Genomic DNA, 12,735 nt, shown 5'->3' on the forward strand with positions numbered 1-12,735 from the left:
GTCCGGGGAGAGCCGCGTGGTCAAGCAGTCGTGGGTAAAGGTTCGGGCCTGGCTCGAAGGGGTTCCTGTTGCCGACCCGGTGGAACGGCGCAACGCACCGCTGGTGCAGGTGATCCTGCTGGCGATGGGCGTGCTGATGCCCCTGAACAAGGTGGTGCACCTGTTCTTCGTCTCGTTCCGCGACAGCCTGAGCGCGCCGGGCCTGGTCGCGGACATGATCACCGACGTGGTCATGACGGCGGTCGCCTGGACCAGCTTCGTGCTCGTGCGCCGGGGCCATTTCCGCCGCGGCGTGATGCTGTACCTGGCCGTGATGCTGGGCTGCGCTGCCTTCGCCTATGCCAGCATCGGCCTGGAACGGCTGTCCAACGACCCGTTCCCACTGCTGATCCTCGGCATGGGCGGCCTGATGCTGGGGCGGCAGTCGCTGTGGATGATCTACGTGGCGCTGATGGGCGTGTTCTGCCTGGGCACGCTCGGCGACGTCGTCCAGCAATGGCCGCATGGCGCGATCGACTGGCAGGTGGGCAGGAAGGTATCGATGGTGATGAGTTACGCCGTGGTCGCCGTCGTGCTCGATCGCACCATCGCCGCGCTACGCAACAGCCTCGCCGAATCGAATGCGCGTGGCGCCGAGCTTGCCCGCAGCAACGCCTTGTTGCAGGCCGAGATGACCGAGCGCGAACGCGCGCAGGCGCAGCTGGTGCACGCGCAGAAGATGGAAGCCGCCGGTCGCCTCGCCTCGGGCGTAGCGCACGATTTCGACAACGTGCTGAACGTGGTGCTCGGCTACGCGAAGCGGCGCGAACGTGACGCCGACAAAGGTGCCGGCGCCTTGCTGGCGTCCATGGAAGGCGTCGAGGTGGCGGCACGCCGGGCCCTTTCGATCAGCCGTAAATTGCTGGATTTCGCCGGCCATCGGGTGGTCCGTTGCGACGTCTTCGATGCCGGCGACGCCCTGCGCGATGTCGCGCCGATGCTGCAGCAGATCTTCGACGGCACCGTCCGCGTGCGCATCGACGTGCAGGGCTGCCCCGCGGCCGTGGCGATGGACCGCGGCCAGTTCGAACTGATGCTGTTGAACGTCGCCGCGAACGCGCGCGACGCCATGCCCGGCGGCGGCGCTTTCGACGTGGTGCTGCGCTGCCGTGGCGACGAGGTGGAGCTGTGCATGGTCGACAACGGTTGCGGCATGCCGGACGAGGTGCGCGAGCATGCGTTCGACCCGTTCTTCACCACCAAGCCCGTCGGCCGGGGCACGGGCCTGGGCCTGGCCACGCTGCGCGACACCGTGGTGGCGGCGGGCGGATCCGTGTGGGTGGACAGCGCGCCAGGCAAGGGCACGCGCATCGGCGTGCGCCTGCCGCTCGCCTCAACCGTTGGCGAACAGGTAGCCGGAGCCGCGTGAGGTAAGCAGGGGCAGGGTGCCGGCACCGGCATCGGTGGCCTTGCGGCGCAGCCGATGGACCAGCATGTCCAGCCGGTGTGGATCGAATGCGTAGACGTCCGTGCACAGCGCGGCGATCAGCGTCTCGCGCGCCACCGGTTGCCCGTGCGCATCGACCAGCGCCGCCATCAGGGCCCGCTCCGGCGCGGTCAACGCCAGCACGCTACCGTTCGGCGCCATCAGGCACCAGCCCTCCGCATCCAGCCGCCAGGCCTCGGCCGCCGCCGCAGGCGCCACGGCGCCCGCGGGAGTCGTGGGGCCAGCCGATGCATTGCCGCCGCGCAGGCGGCGTCCCAGGGCGTGCAGGGTGCCTGCCAGGATGTCGACGTCGACGGGTTTGGAGAGGAAAGCGTCCGCGCCGAGCTGGAGGGCGCTGAGGTGGTTATGCCGGGCGTTGGAGCCGGTGAGCATGACGATGCCCATGTCGCCCATCTGGCGCAGGTGGCGTGCGACGGTGAGGCCGTCTTCGTCGGGCAGGCCGATGTCGAGCAGGACGATGTCGAAGACGTGTCCGATCATGCCGCGATAGAGCTCGGCGGCGCTGCCGGCGGTGAAGACGTCGAAGCCGAAGTCGCGCAGGCCGGGGGCGATGACGTCTTCGCGCAGCATGGCGTCGTCTTCGAGGACGGCGATGCGGCGACCGAGGGTTGTCGGCGTGTCGGATAGCGTGGCGGTCATGCTGCGTCCCTGGGTACTGCGTCACCCCCGACCATACCAAACCAGGCCCCCGCTGTGCCGCCCGGTTGCCGCTGGCGCGGCCATGACCAACGGCCTCCGGCCGATCTACCACGGCCTTCGGCCGAACCTCGGCGCTGGCATGGCTGTTGTAGGAGCGCGCCTGCGCGCGATGGCCGTCCGCGCGGCGCTCGTACCTGCACGCAGGACAGCCCTCGGCGCCTACCCTCGCTGCTCAGACAGCGCTCTGGCGTGCGAAAAGGAGGGGCTGCTCCGCAGCCCGTTTATCCATGGGCCTACGGCCGCGCACCGGGTGCCGGGCGGAGGTTCTTGACTCGGCATCCTGCCTCGGCAAGAACGGCCGGCCATCGTGGCCGACCCCCTTCGGGCTTTTTCCGCCCGGCCCCCTCGCCGCCACGAACTCGCCTCGAGGGTAGGCACCGAGGGCTGTCTTCATCCGTGTCGCGAGCTGGGGTGGACGGCACGGCAATGGCACCCCTAGCGCCACGCCAGCACTTGTAGGAGCGCGCCCGCGCGCGAAACCTCAGCTCGGCTCCGAGCGAATGAGGCAATGCGTTGATGCAGGCCAGCGGTTCACCCGACGCCGTCGTGGTTCGTGGGTCATGGTGCGTGGAAACCAACGCACGTCTTTGACGCGATGTGAGGGCATTTGGTGAGGACGATGACTCACGTCCCTGCATCACCGCGCTGTTGGCTGTTCGCGCGCAGGCGCGCTCCTACACGAGCTGCCGATGCGTCGGGGATGCCGGTGCCGCCGCTTTCCCAGCCAGTTCACGGCAAGAATGAAGAGAGCCCTCGGTGCCTACCCTCGAGGCGAGTTCCGCACAAGCGAGCGGCCGAAGGCCGATGAGTACATGGGCCGCGGCTGCGGCCAACCTTATCGAGCGCGGAGGACCTGTCTGAGCAGCGAGGGTAGGCACCGAGGGCTGTCCTGCGGCAAGGCCCGAGCGCCGCGGGGACGGCATTCGCGCGCAGGCGCGCTCCTACAGGGCGGCGGTTCGCCAGGCATGGCCGCGCCAGCGGCAACCGCATGAAAAAAGCCCGGCGTTAGCCGGGCTTTTCGTCAGAACTCGCGCTTGCGGCGCGGCGGCTTGCCGCCACCCGGGCCCGGACGGGCACCGCCGGGGCGGAAATTACCGCGCGGACGCTGCGGCGCACCGCCACTGCCACTCTGCGGCTGCTCCGTACCATCCCACTCACTGATCTTCAGCTGCTGCTGCGCCACCCACACCTTCTTCAGGTGGGTAAACGTCTCCGGCGGCATGCCGTCCGGAAGATCGATCAGGCTGTAATCGTCACGAATGCTCACGCGACCGATGAACTTAGCCTCCACGCCACCCTCGTTCGCGATGGCGCCGACGATGTTGCCCGGCTTCACGCCGTGCTCGTGGCCCACTTCGATGCGATAGGTACGCTTGCCCGCTTCCGTCGCGTGCGGACGCGGCTGGCGCATGCCCTCGCGCACGGGACGGCGATCGTTGAAATCGCCACCCTCGCGCGGACCGCGATCGCGATCGAAGTCGCGCTGCGGACGCTCGCGATCGAACTCACGCGGCGGACGCTCGGTGTACTCGCGCTTCGCCGGCGGCTCGAGCAGCAGCGGCTGGTCGCCCTGGGCGATCTTGGCCAGGGCGGCGGCGATTTCGATCGCCGGCACGTTCTGCTCCTGCTCGTACTTCTCCACCAGCTGCTGGAACAGGCCCAGGTCGCCAGCGGCCAGCGTATCGGTGATGCGCTGGTTGAACTTGTTCACGCGTGTGTCGTTCACCGCCTCGATGGTCGGCAGCTGCATCTGCTCGATCGGCTGGCGCGTGGCGCGCTCGATCTGGCGGAGCAGGTTCTTCTCGCGCGGGGTGACGAACAGGATCGCTTCGCCGTTACGGCCGGCACGGCCCGTGCGGCCGATGCGGTGCACGTACGACTCGGTATCGTGCGGGATGTCGTAGTTCAGCACGTGGCTGATGCGCTCCACGTCGAGGCCGCGGGCCGCGACGTCGGTAGCGATCAGGATGTCGAGCTTGCCGTTCTTCAGCTGCTCGATCACGCGCTCACGCTGGGCCTGCGCCATGTCGCCGTTGATGGCGGCGGCGGCGAAGCCACGGGCCTGCAGCTTGCTGGCCAGTTCTTCGGTGGCCGACTTGGTGCGCGCGAACACGATCATCGCGTCGAAGCTTTCGGCTTCGAGGATGCGGGTAAGGGCATCGAGCTTGTGCACGCCGCTGACCCACCAGTAACGCTGGCGGATGTTCGCCGCGGTGGTGGTCTTGTTCTTGATCGTGATCTCGACCGGGTCTTTCAGGTACGTCTGCGCGATGCGACGGATCGGCGCCGGCATGGTGGCCGAGAACAGCGCGACCTGGCGGCCTTCCGGCGTGGCCTGCAGCAGCTTCTCGACGTCGTCGATGAAGCCCATACGGAGCATTTCGTCGGCTTCGTCGAGCACCACGAACTTCAGGGCGGAGAGGTCGAGCGTGCCCTTGTCGAGGTGGTCGATGATGCGGCCGGGGGTACCGACCACGATCTGCGCGCCGCGCTTCAGGCCCTGCAGCTGCGGACCGTAGCTCTGGCCGCCGTAGATCGGCAGCACCTGGAAGCCCGGGAGGTACGTGGCGTACTTCTGGAAGGCTTCGGCCACCTGGATGGCCAGCTCACGGGTGGGGGCGAGCACCAGCGCCTGCGGCTTGCCGGGGCGCACGTCGATGCGCGACAGGACCGGCAGCGCGAAGGCCGCGGTCTTGCCGGTGCCGGTCTGGGCCTGGCCAATCACGTCGCGGCCTTCGAGCAGCGGCGGGATGGTGGCGGCCTGGATGGGCGAAGGGGTCTCGTAGCCTACGTCGATCAGGGCGCGGACGACTTTTTCGTCGAGCGCGAGCGCGCTGAAACCGGGCAGGGCCGGAGCGTTGTCAGTATCGGGGGATGTCATGGCAGCCTCAGGGGAGGGGCGCGGCGGCGAATTCGGCGCCGGGCAGTAACAGTATTGTAGCAGCGATCAGTGCGTTACGTCGTGGGCCGTGGCTGTTTGCCACGTCGGCGTTACACTCGCCGGTCAGGTTCGAAAGGGAGAAGGGCATGGCGTCGATTGAGACGGTCTCGGAGCAGCGTTGCTTTGGGGGTATCCAGGGGTTTTACACCGTGGGGTCGGAGGCGTGCGGCGGGCTGATGAAGTTTGCCGTTTACCTGCCACCCGCGGCGGAAAATGGGCCGGTTCCCGTGCTTTGGTACCTCGCCGGGCTCACCTGCACCCCGGAGACGTTCGCGACCAAGGCCGGCGCCCAGCGCCTCGCGGCGGAACTGGGCCTTGCACTGGTGATGCCCGACACCAGCCCGCGTGATACGGGCATCGCGGGCGCCACCGGCGACTGGGAATTCGGTGAAGGCGCTGGTTTCTACCTCGATGCCACCGAGGCGCCGTGGTCCGCGCGCTTCCACATGTACAGCCACGTCGTGGACGAATTGCCCCGCCTCCTGGCGGAACGATTCCCGTTCGACATGGGCCGGCAGGGCATCTTCGGCCACTCGATGGGCGGCCACGGTGCGCTGACGCTTGCCTTGCGCAACCCCGGTCGCTATCGCTCGGTATCCGCCTTCGCGCCCATCGTCGCGCCGGCCAGCGTTCCGTGGGGTGAGAAAGCGTTCCCGCGTTACCTCGGCGACGACAGGAAAACCTGGCGCAAATACGATGCGACGGCACTGATCGAAGACGGGGCCCGTTTCAACGGCAGCATCCTGGTGGACCAGGGCGAGGCCGATGGCTTCCTGGTGAAGCAGCTGCAACCGCAACGATTCGAGGCCGCATGTGAAGAAGCCGGGCAGGCACTGGAACTGCGCATGCATGCCGGCTACGACCACGGTTACTACTTCATCCAGACGTTCATCGACGACCACCTCCGCCACCACGCCGGCGTCCTCTGCGCATGAGCGAGCCGGTGCGCATGCGCACGCCGCGGCTGCTGATCCGCCTGCTCGATGTCGAGGAGGCGGGCCTGCTGCTGCGCTACCGAACGGAAAACCGCGAGCACCTGCGTCCGTGGGAGCCGCTGCGGAACAGTTCGCACTACACGCTGGAAGGTTGCCGGCAGACGATCGAGGCAGGCCTGGAAGCGGCACGCTCCGATCGAGGTTTTCCGTTCGTTTTGCTTACCCCGGACAGCGCCGAAATGATTGGCAGTTTCACCTTTGCCAACGTGGTTCGCGGGGTGTTCCAGGCCTGCCATCTCGGCTACGGCATCGGCCGCGCCCACGAGGGGCAGGGGCTGATGTTCGAGGCACTGGATGCAGCGATTCGCTACGCGTTTGGACCGCTGGACTTCCATCGTGTGATGGCCAACTACATGCCGCGGAACGATCGGAGTGGCCGCCTGCTCGAACGCCTTGGCTTCGAGAAGGAAGGCTATGCGAAGCGTTACCTGAAGATCGAAGGCCTGTGGGAAGACCACGTGCTCACGGCGAAGATCAGGTCGCCCGGGTGATGCGGAGACCGCATGGGCGCATCTGCGCCCATGCGGTCGATCGATCCGGCCTGGCCTGGGCCAGGCCAGGCCGGATCAGGCCTTGCTGGTGGCCGGACGGCCACCGCGACCCTGGCGGCGACGCTTGTGGTTGCCGGTGTTTTCACCGGTACCCGCGGCCGAATGGCCATGCGGACGGTGCGACGACGGACGACCGCCGCCGTTGCCACCGGAACCACCACCGCTGCCCGGGCGCGACTGGCCGTTGCCAGCCGAACGACCCTGGCCACCGCCACCACCGCCGCCCTGCTGGCGCGGCTGGCGCTGCTGGCCGCCACCCTGCTTGGGACGCGGGGCCCCGGCATCGAGGCGCAGCGGCGTGCTCGGCTCATAGCCGGCCACGTTGGCGATCTCGAGGTCGGTCTTGAGCAGGCGACCGATGTCGCGCAGCAGGCCGGATTCGTCGTGGCTGACCAGCGAAATCGCTTCGCCCGTGGAGCCGGCGCGGCCCGTGCGGCCGATGCGGTGCACGTAATCCTCGGCGACCATCGGCAGGTCGAAGTTGATCACGACCGGCAGCTGGTCGATGTCGATGCCGCGCGCGGCGATGTCGGTCGCGACCAGCACCGTGGTGCGATTGGTCTTGAAATCCGACAGCGCGCGGGTGCGGGCATTCTGGCTCTTGTTGCCGTGGATGGCGGCGGCACGCATGCCGGCGGCTTCCAGGAAACGGACGAGCTTGTCGGCGCCGTGCTTGGTGCGGCTGAAGACGAGCGTCTGGCGACGGCTGTCCTGGGCGAGCACGTGCAGCAGCAGGTCACGCTTGCGCGCGGCATCCACCGGATGCACGCGATGGGTCACCGTGTTGGCCACGGTGTTGGCCGGTGCCGTCGACACTTCACGCGGGTCGCGCATGAACTGCTGGGCAAGAGCCTTGATTTCCGGTGCGAACGTGGCCGAGAACAGCAGCGTCTGGCGCTTCTGCGGCACGGCGGCGAGGATCCGCTTCAGTGCCGGCAGGAAGCCCATGTCGAGCATGCGGTCGGCTTCGTCGAGCACCAGCACTTCGACCTTCGACAGGTCGACCGAGCGCTGCATCATGTGGTCGATGAGGCGGCCCGGGGTGGCGACCACGACTTCGACGCCGCGACGCAGGGCGTGCAGCTGGTTACCCATGCCGACGCCGCCGAAGATCACCGTGCTGCTGACGCGCACGTACTTGGCATAGTCGGACAGGTTGTCCTGGACCTGCGCGGCGAGCTCGCGGGTCGGGGTGAGGATCAGCACGCGGATCGGGCGGCGGCCTTCGAGCATGGCCGAGTTGGACAGCTTGTGCAGGATCGGCAGCAGGAACGCGGCGGTCTTGCCGGTACCGGTCTGTGCGGCGGCCATCAGGTCGCGGCCCGCGAGGACCTCGGGGATGGCGGCAGCCTGGATCGGGGTGGGGTTCTTGTAGCCGGCTTCGCCCAACGCGCGCAGCAACGCGGGCGCAAGGCCCAGCGATTCAAAAGACATCTGGAGTTGACTCCTGTGTGCCCGGGCGTTCCCTGGAACCGCGCCGCGAGCGATGAATTCGGCGGCCGCGCGTGCCAAGAAGGGCAACGAACTGGCCGGTGTCGAGCGCGCTTTTCGGGGGTGGGGGAGGGGGCGGGATCAGAGAGGATCCCAGCCAGAGCTCCGCAAGGGAGTCGATAGCGCAAGCACGACCCGCCGATTCTAGCACATTTTGCGGCGCAGCATGGCCGGCCCCCAAAGCCGGCCTGGTTGTTCAGTTTCGCATCGCCCAAACGGGTGTCAGGCGGCCCTGCGCGACGCCGTCATCAACCAGCTGTTGTAAGGGGTGCGGCCGAACAGGGGACGGAAATCGACGCGAATGCCACGGGGCTCGAGCACCCGGCGAATGTCGTCCTCGGTCGGGAAGTACTGGGCGCCGGCGGGAATCCAGCCGACTGCCTTGATGAAGCGTTCCTCGAGCACGGTCGCCCGGTAGCGCCACGAGCCGTCGCGGATCACGTTGCGCAGGATCAGCACGCCGTCGTCGGCCAGGTGGTCCACGGCATGGGCGAGCAGGGCGCCCTGGCGGGCTTCGGGCAGGTAGTGCAGGACATCGAGCATGGCGACATGCCCGCGCACGCCCTGGGGCGCGGCGGCGTCGGCTTCGCGCAGGGTAAGGGCACCGTCCAGGCCCGCGCGCTCCGCCGCCTCGCGGCCCATCGCGATCTTGCGCGGATCGTTGTCCAGGCCGAGATAGCCGTCCAGCGCATCGCAGGCTTGCAGGTAGTGGCCGAGCAAGCCGAGCCCGCAACCGATGTCGAGCAGGGGCAGTCGGCGGCCGGCGATGGCCTCGGCACAGGCGGCATACACCGGATCAGTGGCGAGCTTGCCGTGGATGTAGATGCGGTCGCCGCGGCGGGTGAAGCGAGAGGCGATGCGCCGGCGCAGCTGCAGGTTGGGGATCATCGTGGGCTACCGTCCATGGAAAAGCCGGGCACGATGCACGCGCCCGGCCGGTACATCAATGGGTCTGCTGCGGTGCTTTGGACTTGCTGACGTAGGCATTGTATTCCGCGGCGTCGACGCGACCGTTGTGGTCCTGGTCGGCTTCGTTGAAGTGTGCGCGCAAGGGCTTCAGTGCCTCGTTATCCTTCGGGATATCGCTGCGCTGGATGTAGCCCTTGCCCTTCGTATCCAGGTCGGAGAACGAGGGCGCATCGCTACTCGAAGAAGCGCCCGAAGCCGACGGCGGCGCGCTTTGCCCGCTGGCCTCCACCTGCGGATGCGCGGCCTGTGCCGGCTGCGCCTGCGGTTGCGCGGACTGCGCGAACGCGGCGCCGGTGAGGCTGCTGGCGAGGGCGAGCGAAACGATCAAGCGTGGGAACTGCATGGCGTCCTCCTTACGTCGTTGATGGCGTCGGCCAGTGTAACGGCGTGCCGTCGTCGGCCCGTGAGCCCCGTGTTGGAATTTCGCGCTGTGCTAGCCTCGACGGCGCCCCGCCTTTGAGGAATTTCGGATGCCGTTGCCTGCTGCGCTTCGCGAGCTCGACCACACCCAGCGGCATACCGTCATCGCAAGTTTCCTCGGCTGGACCCTGGATGCGTTCGACTACTTCCTGCTGACCTTCGTCATCCTGGCCGTTGCGCACGAATTCAACCTGCCCAAGGAGCAGGTCACCTACGGTCTTTTCCTTACGCTGGCCGCGCGGCCCATCGGTGCGCTGGTGTTTGGCCGCCTGGCGGATCGCTACGGTCGCCGGCCGGTGCTGATGTTCGACATCGTGTTGTTCTCGGTGCTCGAGATCGCCTGCGCCTTCGCACCCAGCCTTGCCGTGCTGCTTGGCCTGCGCTTCCTGTTCGGCATCGCGATGGGGGGCGAGTGGGGCATCGGCGCGTCGCTGGCGATGGAGTCGATCCCGGCGAAATCCCGTGGCCTGGTCTCAGGGCTCCTGCAGAGTGGCTACCCCTGCGGCTTCTTCCTGGCGGCGCTGGCCAACTGGTTGCTGATCGATCACATCGGCTGGCGTGGCCTGTTCATCGTCGGCGCGTTGCCCGCCCTGTTGGTGCTCTACATCCGCCGCAAGGTGCCTGAATCGCCGGTTTGGGAGCAGCGCAAGACGCAGGCGCGGGTCGGCGTCATGGAGGCCATGCGCGGCCACTGGAAACTCTTCCTCTACCTGATGCTGCTGATGGCGGCGTTCAACATGTTCAGCCACGGATCGCAGGACATGTATCCGACCTTCCTGCAGGAGACCCTGCATATCCCGGCGGGGTCGGCCACCGCGTTCCTGCTGACCGCGCTGTTGAACCTGGGCGCGCTGGTGGGCGGACTGACCTTCGGCTCGCTCTCCGAGCGCATTGGCCGGCGCAAGGCGATCATCATCGCCGCGGTGCTCGCCATCCCGGTGATCCCGCTGTGGACCTATGGCGGCTCGCTGTTGCTGCTAGGGTTGGGCGCCTTCCTGATCCAGGTGATGGTGCAGGGGGCCTGGGGCGTCGTGCCGACCCACCTCAACGAGTTGTCGCCGGATGCCGTGCGCGGCACCTTGCCGGGCTTTGCTTACCAGATGGGCAACCTGCTGGCGGCGATCACCGCCACGGCGCAGACCCGGCTGGCGGACCTGCGCGGCGGGGATTTTGCCTTCGCCATGTCGATCTGGATCGCCGCCGTGGCCGTGCTCCTGGCCGTCCTCACGTGGCTCGGGCCGGAAGCGCGCGGCAAGGGCTTTGGCCGGGACGACGGAACGGCGTGACGGCGGGCCCCGCCCCCGGTAAAATGCCCGGTTTTCATCCGGTAGAAACCAACATGCAGGCTGGCAAGGGCAAGGTCATCTCGTTCCATTACACGCTCACCGTGGACGGCACCGAGGTCGAAAACTCGATCGACGGCGGCGATCCGCTGTGGATCCTGCTCGGCCACGGCCAGCTGATCCCGGGCATGGAAGCGGGTCTGGAAGGCAAGTCGGCCGGTGACAAGTTCGACCTGGAAATCAGCCCGGACCAGGGCTATGGCGAGCGTCGCGAAGGCGCCACCCAGCGCGTGCCGAAGAAGTACTTCCCGAACCAGGGCAAGAACCTCAAGGCCGGTGAAACCACCATCCTCACCCTGAAGGAAGGCGGCCGCCAGGCCGTGGTCGTGCAGAAGGTCGGTTCCAGCGTGGTCGATATCGACACCAACCACCCGATGGCCGGCAAGACGCTGCACTTCAACATCGACGTGCAGTCGGTCCGCGACGCCTCCGAAGAAGAGATCGCCCACGGCCACGCCCACCCGAACGGCGACGGCGCGCACTAAGCCACGCCGGCTTCTGTAGGAGCGCGCCTGCGCGCGAATGGGGGACACGGGGGAATTTGATTCCTGCGTGTTCCCATTTCCTCCAAAAGCTCATTTATTCGCGAGCAACATTTATTCGCGAGCAACATTTAATCGCGAATACCGATCTATTCGCGAGCCCCCATCGCGCGCAGGCGCGCTCCTACACGTGTCTTGGCCAGCGCCACGCGGTGGCTACGGTGCCGAGGCTCAGGCCGATCTCGATCACCGCCAGCACCACGTAGAACGGTGCCGCGCCGGGCATCGTCAGCGCCATGATCGCGGCGTACGCCACGCCGAGCACGATGTTGGCCCAGCGGGCCACGCCGGCCGGCAGCACCATCGAGCCGAACACCATCAGCGCTGGCACGGCCATCATCAGGCTCACCCCGACCAGCACGCCGGCCGTCGTCGGCCCGAGTGGTCCGAAGTTGCCCGCGATCATGTCCTGCAGGTGGCCGTGTTCGAACAAGCCGAAATAGTCGCCGTAGACGTAGCAGAACATCAGCGACGTCCACAGCCCGGCCAGGCGCAGGCGCACCGGCACCCGCACGTCTTCAAGCTTCGCCATCAGCCGAACTCCCTTGCGGTGAATCCGGGGCGGGCGCCCCGGACGAGAAGCCAGAGCGCGAATGCGATCTCGCCGAACTGGATCGGGGCACACACCGTCGACAGCATCGGCGCGGCGGTGGGCCACGCGAAGCCGACCACGCATTGCACGACATAAGCCACGCCGTTGACCAGCAGCCACGCGCCCAGCCAGCGCGGCAGGAACCCGCCGTGCCAGGTCAGCGCGGCCAGCGGCACCAGCCACAGTCCCCAGAACAGCTCCGACGCCACCACCATCCTGTCGTGCAGGCGCAGGAACAGCTCCGCCAGCGCCAAGCGCTGCGGATCGCTGAACACGTCGAGGAAGGGTGCGCCGCGGGCGAGGATCAGTGCCGCCGCATCGTTGCCGACGTTCACCGTGTACAGGGCCGCGGGCAGGATGCCGCCGAAGATGACCAGGCTGTTGGCCAGGCCGCGATGCACGCCGAGGAAGAGGCGGCGCAGGGCGAAGGTGAGCATGAGCATCGCCACGCCACAGGCCAGGTCGGCCACCATGCCGGCGCGGAACAGGCCGGTATGGGTAAGGATGTCGTTGGCAGCCTGGTCGGGAACGATCACCAGCCTTACCGGTGCAACAAGGATCACGAGCAAGAACCACAGCCCGGCGATCCGGGCTTGCCTGCCCAAAGGTGTCATGCCGCTCTCCCCATGCGGTTGCGTGGGGCTACTGTGCGACACGCGGGGATCGGGCTGCCCGTGCCGGAAGTGAGGCATGCGCCCCGCCGGCC

General features: G+C 67.6%; 12 protein-coding genes. 5 read left to right on the forward strand and 7 right to left on the reverse strand.

Annotated features, from left to right (window positions below; all coding sequences use genetic code 11):
* Nucleotides 1–16 precede the first annotated feature (16 nt).
* Entirely contained in the window at nt 17–1,408 is a 1,392-nt protein-coding gene (locus tag KPL74_02255) for a hypothetical protein (GenBank protein QWT20844.1), read from the forward strand.
* Here the strand turns inward: KPL74_02255 and KPL74_02260 are convergent.
* Both KPL74_02260 and KPL74_02265 read right to left on the reverse strand, forming a co-directional pair.
* A complete protein-coding gene (locus KPL74_02260) occupies nt 1,373–2,125 on the reverse strand; it encodes a response regulator transcription factor (GenBank protein ID QWT20845.1) in 753 nt (250 codons plus the stop codon). The two genes, KPL74_02255 and KPL74_02260, sit on opposite strands and share 36 nt — an antisense overlap.
* Before the next feature lie 1,081 nt (nt 2,126–3,206).
* The gene (locus KPL74_02265; protein QWT20846.1) at nt 3,207–5,066 is read right to left on the reverse strand and encodes a DEAD/DEAH box helicase; all 1,860 of its coding nucleotides are present in this window, start codon (nt 5,064–5,066) and stop codon (nt 3,207–3,209) included.
* 155 nt (nt 5,067–5,221) lie between these two features.
* Here KPL74_02265 and fghA point away from each other — a divergent pair, with 155 nt between their 5' ends.
* Together fghA and rimJ are read left to right on the forward strand one after the other, a co-directional pair.
* Entirely contained in the window at nt 5,222–6,061 is an 840-nt protein-coding gene (gene fghA / locus KPL74_02270; protein QWT22564.1) for an S-formylglutathione hydrolase, read from the forward strand.
* Nucleotides 6,058–6,612: a ribosomal protein S5-alanine N-acetyltransferase gene (gene rimJ / locus KPL74_02275; protein QWT20847.1), complete on the forward strand. Its 555-nt coding sequence runs from the start codon at nt 6,058–6,060 to the stop codon at nt 6,610–6,612. The genes fghA and rimJ overlap by 4 nt, the downstream gene beginning before the upstream one ends.
* A gap of 75 nt (nt 6,613–6,687) precedes the next feature.
* Here the strand turns inward: rimJ and KPL74_02280 are convergent, their stop codons facing one another.
* The 3 genes from KPL74_02280 to KPL74_02290 form a co-directional block, all read right to left on the reverse strand.
* Complete coding sequence (locus KPL74_02280; GenBank protein QWT20848.1) at nt 6,688–8,106, reverse strand: DEAD/DEAH box helicase; 1,419 nt, start codon at nt 8,104–8,106, stop codon at nt 6,688–6,690.
* A gap of 279 nt (nt 8,107–8,385) precedes the next feature.
* The gene (locus tag KPL74_02285) at nt 8,386–9,051 is read right to left on the reverse strand and encodes a class I SAM-dependent methyltransferase (protein ID QWT20849.1); all 666 of its coding nucleotides are present in this window, start codon (nt 9,049–9,051) and stop codon (nt 8,386–8,388) included.
* A 55-nt stretch (nt 9,052–9,106) separates the two neighbouring features.
* Nucleotides 9,107–9,475, reverse strand: coding sequence for an EF-hand domain-containing protein (locus tag KPL74_02290; GenBank protein ID QWT20850.1), 369 nt, complete (start codon nt 9,473–9,475; stop codon nt 9,107–9,109).
* A 127-nt stretch (nt 9,476–9,602) separates the two neighbouring features.
* Here KPL74_02290 and KPL74_02295 point away from each other — a divergent pair, with 127 nt between their 5' ends.
* Nucleotides 9,603–10,838, forward strand: a complete 1,236-nt coding sequence (locus KPL74_02295) for an MFS transporter (GenBank protein QWT20851.1) — start codon at nt 9,603–9,605, stop codon at nt 10,836–10,838.
* Between the two features lie 53 nt (nt 10,839–10,891).
* The gene (locus KPL74_02300; GenBank protein QWT20852.1) at nt 10,892–11,380 is read left to right on the forward strand and encodes a peptidylprolyl isomerase; all 489 of its coding nucleotides are present in this window, start codon (nt 10,892–10,894) and stop codon (nt 11,378–11,380) included.
* 181 nt (nt 11,381–11,561) lie between these two features.
* Here KPL74_02300 and KPL74_02305 read toward each other — a convergent pair whose 3' ends face one another.
* Complete coding sequence (locus KPL74_02305; protein ID QWT20853.1) at nt 11,562–11,969, reverse strand: hypothetical protein; 408 nt, start codon at nt 11,967–11,969, stop codon at nt 11,562–11,564.
* Nucleotides 11,969–12,643, reverse strand: coding sequence for a DUF4386 domain-containing protein (locus KPL74_02310; GenBank protein ID QWT20854.1), 675 nt, complete (start codon nt 12,641–12,643; stop codon nt 11,969–11,971). The genes KPL74_02305 and KPL74_02310 overlap by 1 nt, the downstream gene beginning before the upstream one ends.
* Nucleotides 12,644–12,735 lie beyond the last annotated feature (92 nt).

The organism is Bacillus sp. NP157, from assembly GCA_018889975.1.
Taxonomy (GTDB): domain Bacteria; phylum Pseudomonadota; class Gammaproteobacteria; order Xanthomonadales; family Rhodanobacteraceae; genus Luteibacter.